General features: G+C 35.2%; 23 protein-coding genes. 20 read left to right on the top strand and 3 right to left on the bottom strand.

Annotated features, from left to right (window positions below; translation table 11 throughout):
- Positions 1-329: 329 nt before the first annotated feature.
- Entirely contained in the window at positions 330-3089 is a 2760-nt protein-coding gene (locus EOV51_RS12710) for a 2-oxoglutarate dehydrogenase E1 component (protein WP_128152906.1), read from the top strand.
- 20 nt (positions 3090-3109) lie between these two features.
- Complete coding sequence (gene odhB, locus EOV51_RS12705; RefSeq protein WP_128152905.1) at positions 3110-4345, top strand: 2-oxoglutarate dehydrogenase complex dihydrolipoyllysine-residue succinyltransferase; 1236 nt, start codon at positions 3110-3112, stop codon at positions 4343-4345.
- A gap of 62 nt (positions 4346-4407) precedes the next feature.
- Here odhB and EOV51_RS12700 read toward each other — a convergent pair whose 3' ends face one another.
- Entirely contained in the window at positions 4408-6063 is a 1656-nt protein-coding gene (locus EOV51_RS12700) for an LTA synthase family protein (RefSeq protein ID WP_228427632.1), read from the bottom strand.
- A 524-nt stretch (positions 6064-6587) separates the two neighbouring features.
- Between EOV51_RS12700 and EOV51_RS12695 the strand changes: the two genes are divergently transcribed.
- The 4 genes from EOV51_RS12695 to EOV51_RS12680 all read left to right on the top strand — a co-directional run bounded on the left by EOV51_RS12695 (position 6588) and on the right by EOV51_RS12680 (position 10827).
- Positions 6588-7907, top strand: coding sequence for a S28 family serine protease (locus tag EOV51_RS12695; protein WP_128152903.1), 1320 nt, complete (start codon positions 6588-6590; stop codon positions 7905-7907).
- A 4-nt stretch (positions 7908-7911) separates the two neighbouring features.
- Positions 7912-8541: an NUDIX hydrolase gene (locus EOV51_RS12690; RefSeq protein ID WP_128152902.1), complete on the top strand. Its 630-nt coding sequence runs from the start codon at positions 7912-7914 to the stop codon at positions 8539-8541.
- A 9-nt stretch (positions 8542-8550) separates the two neighbouring features.
- The gene (locus EOV51_RS12685; RefSeq protein ID WP_128152901.1) at positions 8551-9381 is read left to right on the top strand and encodes a lysophospholipid acyltransferase family protein; all 831 of its coding nucleotides are present in this window, start codon (positions 8551-8553) and stop codon (positions 9379-9381) included.
- A 99-nt stretch (positions 9382-9480) separates the two neighbouring features.
- Positions 9481-10827: a UDP-N-acetylmuramate--L-alanine ligase gene (locus EOV51_RS12680; protein ID WP_128152900.1), complete on the top strand. Its 1347-nt coding sequence runs from the start codon at positions 9481-9483 to the stop codon at positions 10825-10827.
- A gap of 70 nt (positions 10828-10897) precedes the next feature.
- Here the strand turns inward: EOV51_RS12680 and EOV51_RS12675 are convergent, their stop codons facing one another.
- Entirely contained in the window at positions 10898-11428 is a 531-nt protein-coding gene (locus EOV51_RS12675) for an NAD(P)H-dependent oxidoreductase (protein WP_128152899.1), read from the bottom strand.
- Between the two features lie 85 nt (positions 11429-11513).
- On the opposite strand from EOV51_RS12675, the gene EOV51_RS12670 reads away from it, so the two are divergent.
- Positions 11514-11909 carry a winged helix-turn-helix transcriptional regulator gene (locus tag EOV51_RS12670; RefSeq protein ID WP_128152898.1) on the top strand — a complete coding sequence of 132 codons (396 nt, stop codon included), beginning with the start codon at positions 11514-11516 and terminating at the stop codon, positions 11907-11909.
- A 16-nt stretch (positions 11910-11925) separates the two neighbouring features.
- On the opposite strand, the gene EOV51_RS12665 is transcribed toward EOV51_RS12670, so the two are convergent.
- Positions 11926-12387, bottom strand: a complete 462-nt coding sequence (locus tag EOV51_RS12665; protein WP_128152897.1) for an Lrp/AsnC family transcriptional regulator — start codon at positions 12385-12387, stop codon at positions 11926-11928.
- A 155-nt stretch (positions 12388-12542) separates the two neighbouring features.
- On the opposite strand from EOV51_RS12665, the gene EOV51_RS12660 reads away from it, so the two are divergent.
- The 13 genes from EOV51_RS12660 to EOV51_RS12610 all read left to right on the top strand — a co-directional run bounded on the left by EOV51_RS12660 (position 12543) and on the right by EOV51_RS12610 (position 22149).
- Positions 12543-13667, top strand: coding sequence for a 5-methyltetrahydropteroyltriglutamate--homocysteine S-methyltransferase (locus tag EOV51_RS12660; RefSeq protein ID WP_128152896.1), 1125 nt, complete (start codon positions 12543-12545; stop codon positions 13665-13667).
- A gap of 193 nt (positions 13668-13860) precedes the next feature.
- Positions 13861-16044: a type VI secretion system Vgr family protein gene (locus tag EOV51_RS12655; protein ID WP_128152895.1), complete on the top strand. Its 2184-nt coding sequence runs from the start codon at positions 13861-13863 to the stop codon at positions 16042-16044.
- Between the two features lie 21 nt (positions 16045-16065).
- Positions 16066-17133: a hypothetical protein gene (locus EOV51_RS12650; protein WP_128152894.1), complete on the top strand. Its 1068-nt coding sequence runs from the start codon at positions 16066-16068 to the stop codon at positions 17131-17133.
- Positions 17134-17147: 14 nt separating this feature from the next.
- Entirely contained in the window at positions 17148-17363 is a 216-nt protein-coding gene (locus EOV51_RS12645; protein ID WP_128152893.1) for a hypothetical protein, read from the top strand.
- A gap of 3 nt (positions 17364-17366) precedes the next feature.
- Positions 17367-18872, top strand: coding sequence for a hypothetical protein (locus EOV51_RS12640; RefSeq protein WP_128152892.1), 1506 nt, complete (start codon positions 17367-17369; stop codon positions 18870-18872).
- 11 nt (positions 18873-18883) lie between these two features.
- Positions 18884-19228, top strand: coding sequence for a hypothetical protein (locus EOV51_RS12635; protein ID WP_128152891.1), 345 nt, complete (start codon positions 18884-18886; stop codon positions 19226-19228).
- Positions 19229-19442: 214 nt separating this feature from the next.
- Positions 19443-19745, top strand: a complete 303-nt coding sequence (locus EOV51_RS12630) for a cysteine peptidase family C39 domain-containing protein (protein WP_164875313.1) — start codon at positions 19443-19445, stop codon at positions 19743-19745.
- A 1-nt stretch (position 19746) separates the two neighbouring features.
- Positions 19747-20205 (top strand): hypothetical protein, encoded by a 459-nt coding sequence (locus tag EOV51_RS12625; protein WP_128152889.1) that lies wholly within the window; start codon positions 19747-19749, stop codon positions 20203-20205.
- A 120-nt stretch (positions 20206-20325) separates the two neighbouring features.
- Positions 20326-20496 (top strand): hypothetical protein, encoded by a 171-nt coding sequence (locus EOV51_RS14705; RefSeq protein WP_164875312.1) that lies wholly within the window; start codon positions 20326-20328, stop codon positions 20494-20496.
- A 63-nt stretch (positions 20497-20559) separates the two neighbouring features.
- Positions 20560-20685 (top strand): hypothetical protein, encoded by a 126-nt coding sequence (locus EOV51_RS14880; protein WP_262707251.1) that lies wholly within the window; start codon positions 20560-20562, stop codon positions 20683-20685.
- Positions 20686-20826: 141 nt separating this feature from the next.
- Positions 20827-21261 carry a hypothetical protein gene (locus tag EOV51_RS12620; protein ID WP_128152888.1) on the top strand — a complete coding sequence of 145 codons (435 nt, stop codon included), beginning with the start codon at positions 20827-20829 and terminating at the stop codon, positions 21259-21261.
- 4 nt (positions 21262-21265) lie between these two features.
- The gene (locus tag EOV51_RS12615) at positions 21266-21637 is read left to right on the top strand and encodes a hypothetical protein (RefSeq protein WP_128152887.1); all 372 of its coding nucleotides are present in this window, start codon (positions 21266-21268) and stop codon (positions 21635-21637) included.
- Between the two features lie 164 nt (positions 21638-21801).
- Complete coding sequence (locus EOV51_RS12610; RefSeq protein WP_128152886.1) at positions 21802-22149, top strand: hypothetical protein; 348 nt, start codon at positions 21802-21804, stop codon at positions 22147-22149.
- The last annotated feature ends 289 nt before the right edge of the window (positions 22150-22438 follow it).

Here is a 22438-nt window from a genome sequence, read left to right as displayed (position 1 = left end):
AACTTATTGCTTGTAAGTGAGCAATTAAAAATTTCGATAACAAAATATCTAATCGGATCAAAATGAAAATAACAAAAAAAAATCGTAACCAAATAATAACAAAAAACACATAAATGTATCCAAAGTAAAAGATAATTATTAAATAGAAGGAAATAATTTTGCTTATTATAAGCTTTGCAGAAGACAAATAAACAGCTTTGATAGTATAAGCAGTTGTTAGAGTGTTGCTTATAATATATTCCAGATTTCTTTTGCAGGTTATTACAAAATTAGTAGATTTGAAGCTAGACATAAAATAAAATACACCATTAAAAGTAATAAAAAATAAAATGGACCGATTTTCATTTTTAAATGCAATTCATTCCGAATATATTGAAGAATTGTATCAAAAATATTTGAAATATCCAGATAGTGTAGAACCCAGCTGGAGAAGTTTTTTTCAAGGATTCGATTTTGCAAATCAAACCTACAACGGCAAATCCCTAATCGAAACAGACAAAAGCTCAGCTCAGGTAAATACTGAAGGAATTTCAGAAAATATCATCAAAGAATTTAAAGTCATAGATCTTGTTAACGGATATAGAACCCGGGGACATCTTTTTACAAAGACTAATCCCGTAAGACAAAGAAGATCTTACACACCGACTTTGGATATAGAAAATTTCGGACTTTCAAAGTCTGATTTAACTATGTCTGTAAATGGTAAAATACTGGGTCTGGAAGGTGTTTATACTCTGCAGGAAGTTATTGATTTTTTAAATAGAATCTACTGTGACTCTATAGGAATTGAATATGCATATGTCCGTAAGCCGGAAGAGATGGCATGGATTGAAAATTGGTTGAGAAAAAATTATAACCATGCTATTCTAAATGTTGACGAAAAGAAAAGAATATTAAAAAAACTTTCACATGCAGTTGCTTTTGAAAGTTTTTTACACACAAAATTTGTAGGACAGAAAAGATTTTCATTGGAAGGAGGTGAAAGTCTTATTCCGGCACTCGATGAAATTATAAATCATTCTTCTGAGTTGGGAGTAGAAGAAATAGTCATAGGAATGGCTCACAGAGGAAGACTTAATGTATTGGCCAATATATTTAATAAATCCTACTCTCAGATATTTACAGAATTTGAAGGAAAAGATTACATAGAAACTATTTTTTCAGGAGATGTAAAATATCATTTAGGTTCATGCAATAACTACAATACCAAAAAAGGAAAAACTGTAAAAATAAGTCTGGCTCCTAATCCTTCGCACCTTGAAACAGTAGACGCTGTGGTTGAAGGAATTGCAAGGGCAAAGACCGACCACGATTATAATGAAAACTACGGAAAAGTACTACCTATTCTGATACATGGTGATGCCGCTATAGCAGGACAGGGCATCGTGTACGAGGTACTTCAGATGATGAGTCTCGACGGATATACCACCGGAGGTACCATTCATATCATAGTAAATAATCAGGTAGGCTTTACAACTAATTATCTGGATGCTCGTTCAAGTACCTATTGTACCGATGTAGCCAAAACCGTATTGTCTCCGGTGCTTCATGTGAATGCAGACGATGCAGAAGCTGTAATTCATGCAGTTAGGTTTGCTTGCGATTACAGAAACAAATTCAATAAAGATGTATTTATTGATTTGTTGGGATATAGAAAATACGGACATAATGAAGGGGATGAACCAAGATTTACCCAGCCGCAACTTTACAAAACGATAGCTAAACATCCGAATCCCAGAGAAATTTACAGGACCCAGCTTGAAAAAGAAGAAGTGATCACTCCGCAAATGATTGCTGAAAGTGATGAAGAATACAGAGTTTTATTGGATCGAAGTCTTGAGGATTCTAAAGGAATAGATAAGGCTACTGTTGAACTATTCATGCAACAGGAGTGGAAAACATTTGACAGGGTTGGTGCAGATGAGCTTTTAACAACTGTTGATACCACTTATCCAGAAGATAAGCTAAGAGAAATAGCCAGAACCATAACCGAAGTACCTCCGGGAAAAAACCTGTTTAATAAAATACAAAGGTTATTAAAACAGCGTAGAGATATGGTGGAAGTTACCAATGCAATTGATTGGGGTATGGCTGAATTACTCGCTTATGGAACACTTTTAACCGAAGGACATACAGTCAGGTTATCCGGAGAAGATGTGGAACGAGGAACTTTTTCCCATCGCCATGCGGTAATTAAAACAGAAGATACAGAAGAAGAAATCATAACATTGAATCAGCTTGACACCAAAGCTAAATTTTATGCCTATAATTCCTTACTTTCAGAATATGGAGTTTTAGGATTCGAATATGGTTATGCTATGACTACTCCTTATTCATTGACTATTTGGGAAGCTCAGTTTGGTGATTTTGTCAATGGAGCTCAGATTGTAATAGATCAGTACATATCAGCTGCTGAAGATAAATGGAAAATGCAGAACGGATTGGTTATGCTTTTACCTCACGGATTTGAGGGGCAGGGAGCAGAACATTCCTCAGCAAGAATTGAAAGATTTCTTCCATTATGTGCCAATGGCAATATGTATATGGTAAATTCTACCACTCCGGCAAACTTCTTCCATGCCATAAGAAGACAATTGAAAACAAACTACAGAAAGCCATTAATTGTCTTTACACCAAAAAGTCTTCTTAGACATCCTAAAGTGGTTTCATCACTTGAGGAACTGTCACAGGGAAGTTTCCAGGAATTAATTGATGATTCAACGGCTCAAACAGATAAAGTAACACGATTAGTCTTCTGTTCAGGTAAATTGTACTATGAATTACTTAAAAAAAGAGAAGAACTGAACGAAGAAAGAGTAGCATTGGTTAGACTGGAACAATTATATCCATTGCATTGGGAAAAAATCTACCAGATTTTAGATAAATACGAAAACAAAAAAGAATTTATCTGGGCTCAGGAAGAACCTGAAAATATGGGAGCCTGGTGGTATATATTGAAAGAATTCCGAAAATTCGATATAGATGTTGTATGCCCTTCAGCTAGTGGCTCTCCATCTCCGGGATCACACGAAAGATATGATAAAATTCAACATGCATTGATAAACACAGTTTTTGAAAATATAAAATAAACAAAAAAAATACGTATTCTATGATACTTGAAATGAAAGTTCCCTCTCCGGGAGAATCGATAACAGAAGTCGAAATTGCTACCTGGTTAGTAAAAGATGGAGATTATGTGGAAAAAGATCAGGCTATTGCTGAAGTTGATTCAGATAAAGCTACGTTGGATTTACCGGCAGAAGCAAGCGGAACTATTACTTTAAAGGCACAAGAAGGAGACACGGTTCAGGTAGGTCAGGTAGTATGTTTAATCGATACGGATGCAGCAAAACCGGCAAGTTCGGAACCTCAGCAGCCAAAACAGGAAATTGCTCAAACCACTCCGGTACCAGAACCTGTAAAACCGGTACCTCAGGCAGAACCTAAACCGCAGCCCACTTATGCAACAGGAACGGCTTCTCCTGCAGCAAAAAAAATATTAGAAGAAAGAAACATTCCTGCCGCATCTATTTCAGGAACCGGTAAAGAAGGAAGAATAACTAAGGAAGATGCAATTAATGCAGCAGTTCCTTCAATGGGAACCCCTGCAGGAAGCGGAGTTCGTTCCTCTCAATCATCTAAACTGTCTGTTTTGAGAAGAAAAGTGGCAGAACGTTTGGTTTATGTAAAAAATGAAACAGCTATGCTTACCACTTTTAATGAAGTGGATATGAGTGAAATTTTCCGCTTAAGAAATGAATTTAAAGATGAATTCAAAACAAAACACGGAGTAGGACTTGGATTTATGTCATTCTTTACGCTTGCCGTAGTACGTGCTTTACAAATGTATCCGGATGTAAATTCTATGATTGACGGAGATTATAAAATATCCTATGATTTTCAGGATATCAGTGTAGCCGTTTCAGGACCTAAAGGGTTAATGGTTCCGGTTTTAAGAAACGCGGAAACTATGACTTTCAGAGGCGTGGAGCAAAACATCAAAGATTTGGCTATTAAAGTAAGAGATGGAAAAATAACCGTAGACGAAATGACAGGCGGAACTTTCACCATTACTAACGGAGGAGTTTTTGGATCTATGATGTCTACACCGATACTAAACCCACCGCAAAGTGCCATATTAGGAATGCACAATATTGTAGAAAGACCGGTAGTAAAAAACAAACAGATTACTATTGCACCTATGATGTATCTTGCCTTATCTTACGATCACAGAATTATTGACGGAAGAGAATCCGTAGGCTTTTTAGTTGCTGTAAAAGAAGCGATTGAAAATCCTGAAGAATTATTGATGAACAATAATGTAAGAAAAGCTTTGGAATTATAAAAAAACTATAATCTATAAAAAAAACTCCGGAAATTAACTCCGGAGTTTTTTATTTATCAGATTTATTTTTTTCCTTCAGGAAGTCTGTATTTTTTATCCTTATATAAATAATATGCGGATACTACGTGAGCAAGCGCATCTTTTGCCAGATCTTTATTTAAAGCAACAGGAATAAAAGTAGTATCATTTTTTATCTCAAATTGAAGAGGTTCTTTATTGGGTTGCAATATGACTACCTGGTTTTCAACCCGAAATGCATTTATATCATGAAATTGCATAATGCTTCTTCCAGGAATATCTTTCGGAAGACTGCGCAAATTTCTTCCAGGCATTGGGTTTACAACATCCATACCTATATAATCCAGAAGAGTAGGAGGTATATCTATCTGGCTGCATAATTTATCATAGGTAGTATGCTTGGGAACATTGGGACCGATGAGTAAGGCAGGAATATGAAATTTGTGAATAGGTACAAGGTTCGGGCCGTAAGTTCTGGTGTTATGATCGGCAATGACCACAAAAACCGTATTCTTGTAATATTCTTCTTTTTTTGCCAGCTCAAAAAATTTACCAATAGCAAAATCAGCATATTTAATAGCATTATGAACTGTATTTTTCGGTTTTTCATATAATTGAATTCTTCCATCAGGAAATTCAAAAGGATCATGGTTGGAACTCGAAAAAATTAATGAAAAGAAAGGCTTTTTATCCAATGATTTAAAATACTCGTTGGCTTTACTTATCAGGTCTTCATCAGAATATCCCCAGGTTCCTTTAAAAGCATAGCGACTTTTGTTTTTATCAAATACTGGTTCGTCAATTATCGTCTTAAATCCGTTGCCGTTAAAAAAAGAAGCCATATTATCAAAATCAGATTTACCTCCATAAATAAAGCTGGTTTCATAACCCTTACGGCCAAATAAATCGGCTAGGGTAAAAAAGTCCCTTTGAGAATTTCCAAGTTTAACAACACTTTCAGACGGTGAGGGTAAAAAGCCTGTTACAACAGCCTCTATACCTCTTACGCTTCGGGTTCCTGTACTATATAAATGGGTAAAAAGCATTCCTTCATGGGAAAGTTTATCCAGTTCAGGTGTCAGAGGCATTCCTCCTAAACAGCCTACAAACTCAGCACCCAGACTTTCCTGTAAAAAAATGACCAGGTTATATGGAGGAGTTTCCACCTCACTAGATACCTGACTATGAAGAAAAGGAAGTCTAGGATCCGTGAAAGAAGATTCCGGTGCATTCATGTATTTTTTCACTCTTTGATATGCTTCTTTTTCTTCCATTTTTCCATACATTTTTAACACATTGGCTTCATTTTTAAGCCCATAAGCAGCATATACCACAGTATATAAAGAATTAAGAGATAATGTATTAGTCAATTGGTCGTTGGAAAAAACGGAACTACTCGGAGATAAAGGCCTTATACTTGTTAGACTTCCACGAGCTCCCCACACAAGAAAAAATACAAGGAAAGGAAATAAAATAATTCTTATCTTATAAGAAGATTCTGGTATAACAAACAATTTTCGACCTTTTTTTATTCCAAGGTATAGTAGCAGTATACTGGAAAGTAGTACTATAATTACGGTCATCAGCCGGCCTTTAATAAGCATGGTTATTACCTCTTGCGGATATATCAGGTAATCTAAAAATAGTTTGTTGGGACGGGTATCATATTGTTCTATAAAATCCGGAGTGGTTATTTCCATAAAAAAAAATAGAAATAGAAAAATCAAAAAATAACCGGATAAAAATTTGTTGAAATAATGAAGATATTTTGTAGGGCACAAAGACAAAATGAGTGCAGGAATCATACATAAATACGATATCAGAATCAGATCCATATGAATGCCGATGGGAAAAATCAAACCGTAATTTTCTGTTTGGGTAACCCTATCCTTAAATAGTATAAACAAAATAAACCTGCTGAGGGTTGTTATAAGTAACGAACAAAGAACGAAAACGAACAACGGCCGTAAATATTGAATTTTTTTCATTGGAAATTAATAAATAGTTGCAAAACTATAAATTTTATTGACATTTAAGAAATTAATAGATAAAGACCTGTAAATTACTTTTTACCTTCAGTTTAATTAAGAGGTTTATGAAAAATAATTTTCAGTAAACCCAATCAGCAATAAAAAAAAATTTAATTAAGATTTAGATATATTTAATATTATGTAATTTTAATAAACAAAATAATACGTTTAATTTTAACTTGTTAAATTTTGAAATGAAAAAGATGAAAAGTAAATGGGTATTGGTTTTAATAGGGTTAATAACCTACATGGTAGGGGCTCAGACTACTGATGACAAAATAATACAGGAATTCTTATCCGGACAGCAGGAGGTATCCTTTAAAAAATTGAGCACGGATAATGAATATCCGATAAAGTATGAATTAAAAATAAGACAACCTTTAGATTGGAAAAATCCGGGAAAAGGATCTTTTTACCAGAAGGTAATCTATACCCATACAGGTTTTAATAATCCCGTAGTAATGGAAACGCAAGGGTACGATATGTATGACAGAAAAAATGAGTTGCAACAAATTACTCATTCCAATGACATCAACATTGAACATCGTTATTTTGGTGAATCTGTTCCTGATTCCTTGCATTTTGACTGGAAATATCTTAACTTATACAATGCCACTCACGATCTGCATCATATTAATCAAATTTTCAAAAAAATGTATAAAGGAAAATGGATAAGTACCGGAATAAGCAAGGGAGGGCAGACAACTATATACTACCGGTATTTTTTCCCGGATGACGTTGATGTATCTGTTCCCTATGTGGCTCCGATTAATTATTCATTGGAAGATCCACGGATATATAAATTTCTCGACGAAGTGGGAACTTCCGAATGCAGACAGAAGATAAAAGATTTTCAGACTTATATGTTCTCAAATGAAGAGGAAGCAGTTAAATATATTAAGGTATACGCAGAGGTCAGAGGACTTAAATTTGATTACGTTGGATCCATTGAGAAAGCCTACGAATTAGCTGTTTTAGAATATTCTTTTTCTTTTTGGCAGTGGGGTTCCTCATGTGCTGAGATTCCAGAGAATCCGGATATAGCCATTGCTGTGGATTATTTATTAAAAAAATCTAATATAAGTTTTTTTAGTGATAAAGAAATTGAAGAATTAGAGCCCCATTATTATCAGGCTGCTACAGAAATGGGGTATTACGGATATAATATTCAACCGTTTGCATCAGTTATACGGCAATATAGGACAAATCCGTCAGCTGTTTTTGCTCCTAAAAATGCCGGAAAACTGGTATATTCGGAAAAAATAAATACAGGATTAAAGAAATGGCTGGAAACAAAAGCAGACAATATCATTTACATTTATGGAGGAATAGATACCTGGAGTGCTACCAAGGTAATACCGTCGCCAAAAACCAATTCAATACTACTGGAAATTAAGGGTGCAGATCATGCAACGGCACGGATTAATAAAATGAATGACGATTTAAAAAGAAAATTCAGCAATACATTGGAGAAATGGTTAGGGATTCAGCCTGATTTTAACGCACTCAAATGAAAACATGAATTTTTTAAAAGTTAAAGATAAATTACAAGCTGTAGATATTCTTCCCGGTAGCAAAGCCCATAATGAACTTTCACCACCGTACAGGAAGAGTTATACCCCTGTTCAAATAGAGGCTGAAAATCCACGCAGTGCATCTGTATTAATTGTAGTATATGAAAAAAGTGAACGACTATATTTTCCGTTAATTTTACGTACAGTTTACGAAGGGGTGCATTCCGGTCAGATAGGACTTCCCGGAGGAAAACGGGAGAAGGATGATTTAACTCAGGCAGATGCTGCCCTTCGTGAAACCTTTGAAGAACTTGGACTTATCAAAGAAAAAATGGAAATTGTAAAAAAAATGACTCCATTGTATATACCCCCGAGTAATTTTTACGTTCACCCTTATATCGCAATCTACCATGAAAAGAAAATAGAGTTTTTACCGGATAAAAAAGAAGTGCAGCAAGTGTACGAAATAGATATCAGTCAGTTTTTATATCATACTTCTATAGTAATGAAAAGCAAATACAATAATACCGTTCCGGCTTTTATATATAACAATCTTGAAATATGGGGAGCCACAGCGATGATATTAAATGAGTTTAGAGTTTTGTTAAAAAGTGATATATTTACAGGTTTTTAAATTTGAAAAATGGAGACAGAAAATAAAAAGAAGAGAAAAAGAATTTTTAGAGACGCATTCGGGCATTGGTTCTTTCTTAAAAGGTTTTTAATATTTACTTTCGGGCTTATTTCATACAATAGGTTTAACGGATTTAATAAGTTAAAAATTAAAGGAACGGAACATCTGGAGAATTTGCCTGATACCAATGTGTTGTTTGTATCCAATCATCAGACTTATTTTGCAGATGTTTTTGCCATGTATCATGTATTTTGTTCCGTAAAACACGGATACAAAGACACTATAAAGAATCCGGTATATCTTTTGGATCCAAAGATTGATTTGTATTATGTAGCTGCTAAAGAAACCATGAACAAAGGAATGCTGGCGAAATTGTTTGCTTTGGCAGGAGCTATCACAGTAAAGAGAACCTGGCGTGATGCAGGTAAATCAGTGAACCGCATGGTGGATATGTCTGAAATTGATAATATTATAAAAGCATTGGATAGTGGCTGGGTGATTACCTTTCCACAGGGAACGACCACTCCCTGGTCTCCCGGAAGAAAAGGAGCCGCTAAAATTATAAAAAAGAATAAACCAATTGTAATTCCGGTAGTTATTGATGGATTTAGAAGAGCTTTTGATAAAAAAGGATTATTGGTTAAGAAAAGAGGAGTAGAGCCTAAAATGACTTTTAAGGAACCCTTGGAAGTTGATTACGACAATGAGAATGCAAATGTCATTTTGGATAAAATTATGAATGCTATAGAACAGGATCCCAAATTTTTAAAAGTTAAAACCGTTGAGGAGCTGGAAGCACAAAGAGAAGAAGAAAAAACAAGACCTTTCTTTGAAATGTAATTTGTAACATATAAACATTTTATAACTTTATAGAAAAGACAGTAGCACTACTGTCTTTTTTGTATAAAACCAGTATATTTGTTTTACTAAAATTTAGCAATGAAAATACATTTTATAGCCATAGGAGGAAGTGCAATGCACAATTTAGCTTTGGCTTTGGTAAATAAAGGATATCAGATTACCGGTTCCGACGATGCCATTTTTGAACCGTCCCGGTCACGACTTGAAAACCATGGAATATTACCTGAAAAAATGGGATGGTTTCCGGAAAAAATAACTTCGGATTTAGACGCTGTTATTTTAGGAATGCATGCACATGAGGATAATACTGAATTAATAAAAGCACAGGAATTGGGAATAAAAATATATTCTTATCCAGAATTTCTTTATGAGCAATCCAAAAACAAAACCCGGGTAGTAATTGCGGGCTCTCACGGAAAAACCACCATAACTTCCATGATTCTTCATGTGTTGAACTATCACCACAAAGAAGTTGATTATATGGTAGGTGCTCAGCTTGAAGGTTTTGATAATATGGTTAAACTTACTCATGATAATGAATTTATAATTTTAGAAGGAGACGAATACCTTTCTTCTCCAATAGATCGCAGATCCAAATTTCTCTTATACCAACCCAACATAGCCTTAATTAGCGGTATTGCCTGGGATCATATTAATGTATTTCCTACCTTTGATTCTTATAAGCAGCAGTTTACAGACTTTGTAAACAGTATCAGCCCGGGCGGAGCGCTTATATACAATCAGGAAGATCAAGAGGTGGTTGAAGTAGTGGAGAAGTCAGAAAACTATTTAAAAAAGTTTCCTTATCACACGCCCGAATACACCATCCGTGATGAACAGGTTTTTCTGCAAACTCATGAAGGCGAAGTAAGGCTATCGGTGTTCGGAAGACATAACATCTTAAATTTGGAAGGAGCCCGTTTAATTTGTAATCAGTTGGGAGTTTGGGACGAGGAATTTTATGAAGCAATTATTTCATTCAAAGGAGCTTCCAGAAGACTGGAAAAAATTTATGAAAATCAGAATTATCTGGTTTACAAAGATTTTGCGCATGCACCTTCTAAAGTTTCAGCCACTGTGAAAGCAGTAAAGGAAAATTATTCGAATAAAAAATTGGTAGCCTGTCTGGAGCTTCACACATACAGTTCTCTGAATCCGGAATTTTTATTGCAATATAAAAATTCGTTAGACGCAGCAGATCAGGCACTAGTTTTTTACAGTGAGGAAGCTTTGAAGATTAAACGGATGCAGCCCATTCCAACGGAATTTATCCGGGAATCTTTTGGCAGACCAGATCTTATGGTTTTTACAGAATCTGCATCTTTGCAAAACTATTTATGCGAAATGGACAAATCCAATGCTGTTTTTTTAATGATGAGTTCTGGAAATTATGGAGGTATGAATCTCGATCAAATATTCAATTAGTTTTTTTTGATAAGAAATATAACAAAACATTTCCCCGTTCAGGGAATGTTTTGTTATGATCAATGACCCATTACAGCGAGCGAATAAAAGAAATATATTCCTTACTGTTTTCTTCCAGAGTTGTATTTTCCACAGCCTCTTCTGCTCCGTATAAACAATGAAAGCCTTTAAAATCAGAATGCATATATAACGCAGACATTTTAAACGGTCCTATGAGATCCTCAAGGGTGTAACCATACTTTCCGTTTTTCGTAAAATCATCAGTGCGCATTCCGGCTGAAATAGACAATGCTATTTTTCGGCCTTTCATTTTATCTCCTTTGGAACCATAAGCCCATCCATAGGTAAATACGTCATCCATCCATTTTTTTAACAAAGCAGGACAATTAAACCAATATAACGGATATTGAAGAATGAGCGTTCCGTGTTCTTCAATCAATTGTTGTTCTTTTTCAACCTCAATGGCAGTTCCCTTAGGATAAGCTTCATATAAACTGTGTACCGTAAACTCTTCCGGATATTTTTTTAATTCTTCTATCCATCTTGTATTGATAACGGAATGATTAAGATCCGGGTGTCCGACTATAATAAGTGTTTTCATTTTTTATTTTTTTCAAAAATAGAAAAGCTTCCTCTTATTTTATATATTAGCGTTTAAATGTATGGTACTAACAAAAATGTAAGTAATGGGTAAAATTAAACAAACTTCAACCAACTATGAAAATAAAAGCAGATTGTTAAAAAACTGTATTACTATGTATGCCATCAGCCTTATCGAAGGTCGCTGGGTTTTGTCTATCTGTTGTTTTTTATCCGAAGGTAAAATGCGTTTCAGTGAACTCAGGAGGGCGATTCCAGAGATAACCGAGCGCATGCTCACTCTTCAGCTTCGAAAGATGGAAGCGAATAAACTAGTAAAAAGAACGGTATATGCAGAAGTTCCGCCCAGGGTTGAGTATGAGCTGACCCATATCGGCCATGAGCTTACTCCCATTTTAGAACAGCTGGATCAATGGGGGCAACGGCATAAAGAATGGTATGACGGAACAGAGGATGCCAATGAGTTGATTGCCGGCAGATAAGAAAACAAATACATTCTTAAATATCTATGACATACGAATTTTTAATCTCTGCCATGACAAAAGTACTGTGTGTGCTTCCTATTGAATGTACCCCTCCGAGCTTATTAAATACAAAATCCTGATAATGCTTCATGTCTCGCACCTGAACCTTCAGTAAAAAATCAAAATCTCCGGATATGTTGTAACATTCGGTAACCTCATCAATCAAACTGACATCTTCTACGAAAGTATTTCCTAAAATACGGTCATGTTGTTTCAATTTTATTTGGCAAAATACAGTAAAACCTTTATTTAGCTTATCTGCATCCAGAAGAGCTATATATTTTTTTATATACCCCTCCTGTTCCAGTCTTTTTATCCTTTCAAAAACCGGTGAAGGAGACAGATTAACTTCCTTTGCCAGCTCTTTAATGGTAAGTTTGGAATTGTTTTGTAAAATCCTTAGCAGCTTTAAATCCGTTAAATCCAGATGTTCCATAGAAAAATATTCTTTTTAAAAAGGTAAATATACTTATTAAAAGTATAATAGTTGGTATTTTTGAATATTTTTAGATAATTATTTCAATTTTTATAATTTATGTAATATTATTTATTAGTATATATAAATTTGTAAAGAATAAAATACTTAAATAAATGACAGATAAAGCTCATCATTTGCCCAAATGTGATACGGTAGGAAGTTTTTTACGTCCGCAACGATTAAAAGAGGCTAGAGAACAGTTAGCCCAGGGAAAAATCAGTCCGGAAGAACTTCGGGCTCTGGAGGATGAAGAAATCCTGAAAATTATTAATAAACAAAAAGAACTCGGTTTTACCCATATCAGTGATGGAGAATTCAGAAGGAGTTATTGGCATTTGGATTTTTTCTGGGGATTTGAAGGAGTAGAGCATCATCATATAGGACAGGGATATCTTTTTCAGGGAGAAGAAACCCGTGATGATTCGGCCCGCCTTACCGGCAAAATTCGTTTTACACCGGAACATCCTTTCCTTCATGAATTCCGTTTTTTAAAACAAGCAGCAGGAGAAGGGTATCAGGCCAGACAAAGTATTCCGGCACCGGCACAATTTCTTGCAGAACTTTTACGGGGAAAAAATGAAGAAAGGGTTACTCTGTTCTATCCTCAACGCGAAGAATTATACCAGGATATTTCCCGTGCATACAGAGAGGCTATTTTAGCTTTTTACGAATTGGGTTGCAGGGACTTAAAATTAGATGACTGTACCTGGGGTATGTTGTGCGATCAGAATTTCTGGTCTACCATGGCAGGAAGCAACTACAATGTAGACGATCTTAAACAAATATATTTACAGGTAAATAATGAAGCTATAAAAGATTTGCCTTCTGATTTGGAAATATCCACCCATGTATGCCGGGGTAATTACCATTCCACCTGGGCTGCTTCCGGAGGATATGCAGCGGTTGCCGATCATCTCTTTGCAGGCGAAAATGTAAATACTTTTTTCCTGGAATTTGACGATGAACGTTCCGGAGGTTTTGAGCCTTTACAATATGTTCCTGAAGATAAAAAAGTTGTTTTAGGATTAGTTACCAGTAAAAGACCTCAATTAGAAAATAAAGAAGAAATTATTGAAAGAATAAATGAAGCCGGTAAATATGTGGATTTAAGCCGTCTAAGCCTGAGTCCGCAGTGTGGATTTGCTTCAACGGAAGAAGGAAATTGCCTGACCGAAGAAGAACAATGGCAAAAACTGAAACTCATACAAGATATTTCCCGTGAAGTCTGGGGAAGTTAATTTTCTGTCTTTTTAAATAAAAAAGTCACTAATTATTTTAGTGACTTTTTTATTTATATACATGCTGATTACTAACTATTTTTGTGAAAAAAAATATAAAATTATTTTACTTTAGGTTATCGTATAAAATTTATTAGTAACTTTACCTCATATTGTTTTCTATTTTTAGTAGTAATCTATAAATTAATACATTATGAGTCAGATGGACAAAAACTCCTTCCAGACTCCCCAGGCATCCGAATTGGCCAAAAATGCAGCCGATGCCGGCGGAGTCACCGATAAGGTAAACCAGAAACTTACCGAAGCCACCGCTCCTTTATCCGAAGCCGCCCAACAAGCCCAAGAGGCTTATTCCCAAGCCCAATCCGCCGCTTCGGAAATACAGCAGGGACTTTCCACCCTTAGCCAGAAATATTCCGATATACCCGATAGTGAACTATTCAAACCCTTAAATAACTTTACGGTCACTCCTCCCGAGGTCCTGGAAAAAGAACTCAGAGAAGAGGCCAGTAAATACTATGCCAAATACGGAGGAGACATAGCCTCCCAGCTGCAGAACTCCCATATCGTGTATGCAACGATCCAGATAGGCGGGCAGGATGTACTGAAAGACAGCCATTTTACCCTGGATATCCATCAGCGCATGGCCGACCATGATGAATTTATGATCAGCTGCTATGCCGAAGCCTTCGGAGATAAGAATGCCTACCCGATGACTAATTCACGAAACCTGCTGGGGAAAAAATGTACCCTTCAATTCAAGCAGTTCGGACAGTCAGCCTATGTCTTTACCGGAATCATCACCGAAATATCCAATAAAAAAGTAGACGGTCATAACAAGCTTTTTATTAAAGGTCATGCCCCCACCATCCTGCTGGAAAACGGACAGGACTGTGAGAGTTTTGAAGAGCAAGGACTAGAGGCCATTATCCGTAAAGCCACCGGAGAATACCCGCAGGATTTGGTAGCCTGGGACTTACGCCCTAACCTGAAAGACCCGTTAAAATATACCGTACAATACCGCGAGAGTGACTGGAACTTTGTCAAAAGATTAGCGGTACGCTATGGAGAATGGCTGTATTACAACGGACAAAAAATCGTTTTTGGAGGCAGTGGAGGAAAGACCGAAGAACTGGTGGAAGAACAGGATATTTACAGCTATGAGCTGAGTATGCGACTGGTACCCCAGAAGTTTACCTATGTAGGTTACGATGCCAAACAGGCAAAAAACCATACGGTAAACTCGGACAGTGTGCCCATTACCCACCAGCTGGTGAATCCTTTCCAGCAGCATGCCATCAAAGCCTCCGAAGAGGTCTATTCCAAGGTGCCTTTGTCCCTGTATAACCAGTCCTTATTAGAAAAAGGAGAGCCGGAACTCAAAGAGGCGGTAAAAAGACAGAAGCTGAGCCGCCAGAATGTATTCTTTCTGGAAGCCAGGACCAATAACCCGAACCTGAGACTGGGGGATATTGTGAAGATGAAAGCCTGGATGCCGGGACATGAGATATTTAAAAACGGGGAAGTTCCGTTGGAATCGTATAAAGTCATAGAAATCAGCCACCATCAGGACATTACCGAAGGATATTACAACCAGCTGATAGGCGTACCGATGGACAATGAAGTGCCGGCCTACATGGATGAAAATGCCATACCTGAGTGCGAAGAACAATCGGCCATAGTGATGGATAACAACGATCCGGACGGAATGAGCCGTATACGGGTACAGTTTGCCTGGCAGAAGCCCTTTAACGGAATGACTCCGTGGATACGTTCCATTACCCCCTATGCAGGCTCAGGCAAAGGAATGCATGTAGTACCCGAGATAGGAGAAGAAGTCATTGTAAGCTTTGAGAATGGGAATGCAGAGAAACCCGTAAGCCTGGGAGCTATGTTCAACGGAAAAGGAAAGAGTGGACATGGAGGCGCAGGGAACTATATAAAAGGACTACAAACACCTACAGGAAATAAGCTACAGTTTAACGATAAAGAAGGAAGTGCTTTGCTTTCGGATCAGCCCGGTTCTGTAAGTATGAAGTTTGATGGTGGAGGGAACTCCTCTATAGGAGCTGCTGCTACGCAAGCTATTACCGTAGGTGCTAAAGAAGGAAGCCCAGATGGAGAAGCTAAATTATTAATGGATAATGCCGGAAATATTACCTTGAAAGCGAATACCAATATTACTTTAGAAGTGGGTAGTAATAAAATTTCAATTAATAAAGACGGAACTATAACAATTAATGGAGATAAAATTCTTTCAACCGCCAAAACCGGATTTGGGGTTAACGGAGGAGAAGCCGTTTTAATTGCTTCCAAAGCCAATCATATTACCGGGGGGCCTACTAAATTGGACGGAGGAGATGTATTTGTTAATTAATCATATAACGGATAAAGTATTATGACAGTACAAATAAAAGAACCGTTTAATGAACAATATACGCTCATTATAGATTCGGATATGCAGGCGGTAGATATGCACGTTACTACAACTACACAGATGCGTTGGGATTTTACGGTAGTAAAGGTTACAGATCACTCGCTGGAAATTCGTCTGATATTACTAGATCATATTTTATTAGAGACTAATAATCCTATGGTAAAAGAAGTTGCCCAGGTCTCTCAGGTCTTCTCACGCATGTATAATGAACTGCATGTAACAATAGACAAAAAAGGGATGATAAGCCAGATACATAACCTAGATGTAATACAGCAAAAGTGGGAACAAACAAAAAAAGAATTACTGAAATCTGTAGAGCATAGCCCCGATATTAAAGGCATTATTCAGATAAATGATGAATTATTTGCTACACCTGATAAGATAAAGCAGGCAATACAAGCCAATGAATTTTTTACAACCTATTTTTCTTATGTGTACGGAAGAGAATTGCCTTATGAAGAAAAAGGAATAGTTAAACCTAATTTTTTTAATTCTGCCAATGTGCAGTGGAATATGTCAATAACATCTGTTGATTCGCAACTCATTCATTTAGAAATAAAGCCATCATTTTTATTGTCATCTGGGTTTTATAACAAAGCTTATAGCCAATTTGCCGAAAAAATAGATATATCTAAGCTGTTTACTCAAATGAAAGAAACAGGAAAATATCAAATAGAATCCGGAAGCGGACGACTGACAGAAGCAATTATCCATAGAAAAGAAGAAGCCGCTACTAATCTTTATACAAAAGTATCCTATCATTTTATGAGTGAAGAGAAGTATAAAGAAAAATTGAAGAATTTATCTCAAAAATATACTGAAAAAATTAAGGCAGAACAAGATCCTGTTCCTACCCAAAATATAAAAGAAGTATATAAAGAAGTAAATGGAAAAAAATATACGAAAGAACAGTGGGAAGAATTTGAAAGAGAACAATGGGAAATTTATGCAAAAAAGCATAATATCTCGGGTTTTGATGATAAGAATCAGAAAAATTTGCCGTCCGGCAGATTTCTGGCAGATGATTAACTATAATAGAAGCAATGCAAATAGGAAGAATTACCATACATTTTATAAAAAATAAGACTTTTATAGACTCTCATATCATATGTTATACACTGGCCATGCAGAAAATAACTTCCGATAAACAAGATGAGCAGGTAGAGATAAAAACCTGGGGAATACAGTGTCTAAAGTATGATACCAGAATGCGAATATATTTTCTCAGACGAAAACAGGTTCTAATAAAAGCAGAATAAACCATGGGAAATAAAATAATAACTGAAAAAGATTTTTGGATATGCACCCTGGGGAATGTGCCGGCACAATTGCAGGGAACCCGTGAGGGAAGCAAAAAAAAATCCGGAGAAAAATATATAACGGTTGAAGACAAAGCAACCAGCAGCTGGATAGACTTCGGTTGTAAAAAGTATATGTTATTGATGGCCATAGTAGCTGCTGTTTTAGTGGTAGGAGCTGTGGTGTTAGGAGTGGTTACCGTGGCTACCGGAGGAGCCGCCCTTATCGCAATAGGCGCACTGGCAGGATTAGCAGGAGCAGCCATTGGTGCAGTAATGGGAGGTTTACTTTGCGGGCAGAAAATGGGAGGTGGAAGAAAATGGCTGGGAAGTAAAAAAGACCTGATTATTCAGGGTTCTCCCGGAATTACCGGTGGGCATCAGATGGAATGCAAAGCCGGAGGAGTCATAACCTTTGCACCGCATATAAAGAGTTGGTCGCAGGCCGTAAGCTTAGGTGCGGCTAATTATATAGGCGGATTAATGGAAGGAATGATGGCCGGGGCTGCCATAGGAATGGGAGGTGCCGCCCTGAGCGGAGGTGCCAGTGCTTTTGCTTCTGCCGGATGGAGAGGATTGGGACGTGCTGCCCTGAACTTTGGAAAATCCATTCCTACTAATTTAAAGGTAAATTTTATAGAAAGTTTTAGTAAATTTGGATTAGGATTGCGGGGAGTTATGGGAGTGCAAAATACGGCTGCCACCTACGGGAATACAGGAGAGGCCAGCGTTACCGATTTTGCCAAAGGAACCGTAGCTATGGAAACCGGTGCCTACGACTCGGCTAAAAATATCGCAACCGGACAGGGTACCTGGCAGGATTGGGTAGGAATGGCCATGATGATAGCCCCGGTAGGACAAGGAAAACGGGAACTGGAAGATTCGTTGTTTAATAAAGAGGCAGAAGGAAAAGCTAAAGATGCCGAAACCACCAAAGACGGAGATAATGAAACCGCAAAGGTAAAAAGCCAGGAGGGTGAAGCCCCTGCCCAAACCAGAGAGGCAGAGGCGTTTGAACATAGTACAGGTGGAAAAACGCCTTTTGATACTATTGCAGAAGATGGATATAGAGGAGGACTTGACCATATAGAAGCAGGAACAAGAACTATTGACGAAGCTTCTTTTACACCTGAAAATATTGAAGCTGTAAAAGAGCATTTATCAAAAGATCAAATTTCTAATAATGGAGAGTTATGGGAAAATAATAAAACAATGATTGATCGACTGGAAGCTATACAAAGAGGAGAACTAGAAGCAACAGCTACAGATAAGGCTTTCCTTACCCATGAAATGAGAGAAGCGGAACTAATGAATCAAGGTATGACATATAAAGAGGCACATGCTCAAACATGTAAAGAATATGGCATTACTGCTGAAATGGAAAGAGGAGCTAATGGTGAACATCCTTTTTATACTAAAGAAGCTGAAGATGCATTGTATAAAGCAGATATAGAAAGATTAGGTTTTTAAAAAAAAATAAAATGAATATAATAAAAGATAAACAGATAAAAGAAATATGCAAACTTATAATTTTAAGGTTATCATATAAACAGCCGATGTCTTCTAGTTTTGGTTATCGTAATATATTTCTTAATTCACTTGGACTAATTGTTAATGAGTCTTTACTTGTTGAAGAATTAGAACATGAAAAAATGGTCATTCATGAAGGAATATTTGAAAATTCTAATTTCTATAAAAATATTTCAACTACAGAAAAAGGTAAAAAATATTTTTTAGAAAATATAAATAAAATTAGTATACCTACAGATGATTTATCTTTGAAAATAGATAAAATAAAAATGTATTTAGGAATTGACAATTTATAAAATTAAGTGTTTTATTATAACTAATTGAAAATAATAGAAAAGGGCGAATGAAAAATTTCATTTTAAAAAGTAAAAGATATAGAATCATTTATACAAAATGAATCTATTGATTTTGGACAATTCTTCGATTAAGAAGGAAATCCATTAAGTGATCTTATAATAGGTGAAACTGATAGAATTACTAGACTTGATGAGTATTTTGGAAAAGTAGATGATGGAATATATACCAAAAGCTATTGAAAATTTAGGTTTAGATATTAATACTACATCTGGTAAAGTATCATATGAACAGTTAAAAACAGGTCTAGAAAATGGAAATTCAGCTGTAGTTAGTGTAAATGATGGACAAGGTGCACATTCAGTTATTATTGATAGAATTGAAAATGGACAAGTAACTGTTAGAGATCCTTTACCAATAGGTGAGGGTTCAAGTTATACTATTCCTACATCTGAATTTGAGACTGCATGGGGGCGTTTTAATGGACAAGGTAAAGTAGTAATTATAACAAATAAATAAAATGATGAAAAAATTATATGATATATATTTAAAAAAAGCTTTAGATAAAGATCCTTTAATATTAAATGAAAATAATAATATAAATTGGTGGAAAAATAAAGGGTTTATTGGATTAAATTTGGATTTAGAAAAAATCAAAGATTTAAAAAAAATATTTATACAGAATAAAATTCAAATATTAATAGTTCCTATTAATTATAGAGATAATAAAAGCATATCTTATGAAGATGCTCAAAGGATAGCTAATGAAAATTTTTTAAAAACAAAAATAAAATTAGGGGAAAATAGATTTGGAGAAATAAAAGATGGAGTAGAATCTCCCATTTGGTACCCTTTTTTAGCAGATGATTATGTATTACAAGAAGAAGGATATACTCCTGGATACTGGGGTTGTTATGTAGATAAATTATCTGGTAAAATTTTAGATAAAAAAACAATTATGTTTTATGAATTTTTATAAAATAGAAGAAGTAAAATCACATAAAAAAGAAATAACTTCAAATATTGATTTGGAATAATTCTATTTTCTAGATAATGCCAAATAAATAAAGTAGGTGCATAATTTGGTCAATTGGAAAATATGAACTTAATAATATCAATGAAATTAACAGACAATCAAGCAATTGAAATAGAAGAAAAATATAAGGAACAATATCCTTTACTAAATAATAAGATTAAAAAGGTTCAATTTAATCCTCAATTTAATGTTGTCGGAGATAAAGCATGGATAATTATAGGTGAATTTGAGTAATTTGGAGAAATACATGAATTTATATATGTTATTTCGGATGAAAAAGGAGAAGTAGAATATACAATGAATGAATTGGGAACTAAAAATCCACATATTTCAGAATCAGACGAAACATGGGATAAATTTACCGATGAAGATATAGAACGGATGAATAATGGAGAATGGGATGATAAATGGGATAATTACTAAAATACTATTATTATAAAAAGCAGAACTTATTCTGCTTTTTTATTTAAGATGCCTAGTCCTCCAAAGACAGAGATAGTGGAAACGCAAAGGTAAAAAGCCAGGAGGGAGAAGACCCTGCCCAAACCAGAGATTCAGAGGCATTTGAAATGTTATAACTCTAAAGCAGATCCTGTTGCAGATTTTTTAGGACCAGGCAAAGAATCTCATCCAGTAGAATGGCAGACAATGATAGATGATTTAAAGGCAAATGGATTAGAAATTAAGTATAGAGAAGGTAATTTAGCTTATAGTCCTGAAAAGGGAAGACCGGGACAAATGATTTTAGACCCTGATGCATCTTATAGTGCTTTAAAACATGAATATCAGCATTATATAGATAATATGGAAAATGGGAAATTAGGAATGGGAGATTATCTACAAGATCCATATAAAAGAATAGAAATGGAAACTAATGTATATAATAAAGAAATAGAGCTAGCAAATGAAATGGGAAATAAGGAATTAGCTAATGAATTAGAACAATTAAAACAAAATGAAATTGATTATATCAGAGATAATTATATAATAGAGGAATAAAATTATGAAACAATTATTTTATAAACAACCATCGCCTAAGTATAAAGACCTTGAATTTAATGAATTAAAACAAGTTCTATTTCAGACTAATTCTTCTAGAAATAAAGTTCCTATTTTGATTAATTTAGGATTACTTAATGAAAGTAAAGAATTATATGAATTATTATTAAATGAAGTTAAAAATAAAGATAATATAAAAACAAAAGAATTTTCTACTTTGACTGTAGCTATGATTGCTGCTATAGGAGTAATACAATTAGGGAATGAAGAGTATTTGAATAAATTGAAAGAAATTATAAGTAAATCATGGGATAATTATTCAAAAGAAGATTTTATACGTATTCTAAAATCAGAGGGAATTAAATTTGATTTATAATAACGTGATTAAATTAGATATTTTATTTAATTGATGAAAAATAAAGAGATTTTAACTCCTCAACAAATTAATCATGCAGAAGCTTATATCTATTATGTAGAGAACGGTTATTGACCTTATTTTAATAAGAAAATTAATTTATATGAATTTTAAAATTTTTTGTAATGAAATTGAAAAAAGAAACAGTTTTACAGATTGTTAAAGATTTTCAAGATAGATACCCGAATATTAAAGGAAATGGAAATTTTAAGATTCAATCATTCTTAGCAAAAAAAGATAATCAAAAAAATAATATATGGTTTGTTACTGAAGATAATGAACTATTTGGTGAAATACATGAATTTATATATGTTATTTCGGATGAAAAAGGAGAAGTAGAATATACAATGAATGAATTGGGAACTAAAAATCCACATATTCCAGAATCGGACGAAACATGGGATAAATTTACCGATGAAGATATAGAACGGATGAATAATGGAGAATGGGATGATAAATGGGATAATTACTAAAATACTATTATTATAAAAAGCAGAACTTATTCTGCTTTTTTATTTAAGACGCCTAGTCCACCAAAGACGGAGATAATGAAACCGCAAAGGTAAAAAGCCAGGAGGGTGAAGCCCCTGCCCAAACCAGAGAGGCAGAAGCGTTTGAACATATTAATGACGCTGGAGCAGCAGGTGTAGGCCAAACAAATGTAGGTGAACGAACTGCTCAATTTATTACACAAGAGCGTTCCAGTTCTGTACGGTTAGATGTTATTGAGGATCACGGCTCATTTATTACACGCCAGAGTGT

This window comes from Apibacter raozihei, from assembly GCF_004014855.1.
Lineage (GTDB): Bacteria > Bacteroidota > Bacteroidia > Flavobacteriales > Weeksellaceae > Apibacter > Apibacter raozihei.
Note: the sequence above shows the minus strand (reverse complement) of the source record. Positions and strands in the feature narration are given on the sequence as shown.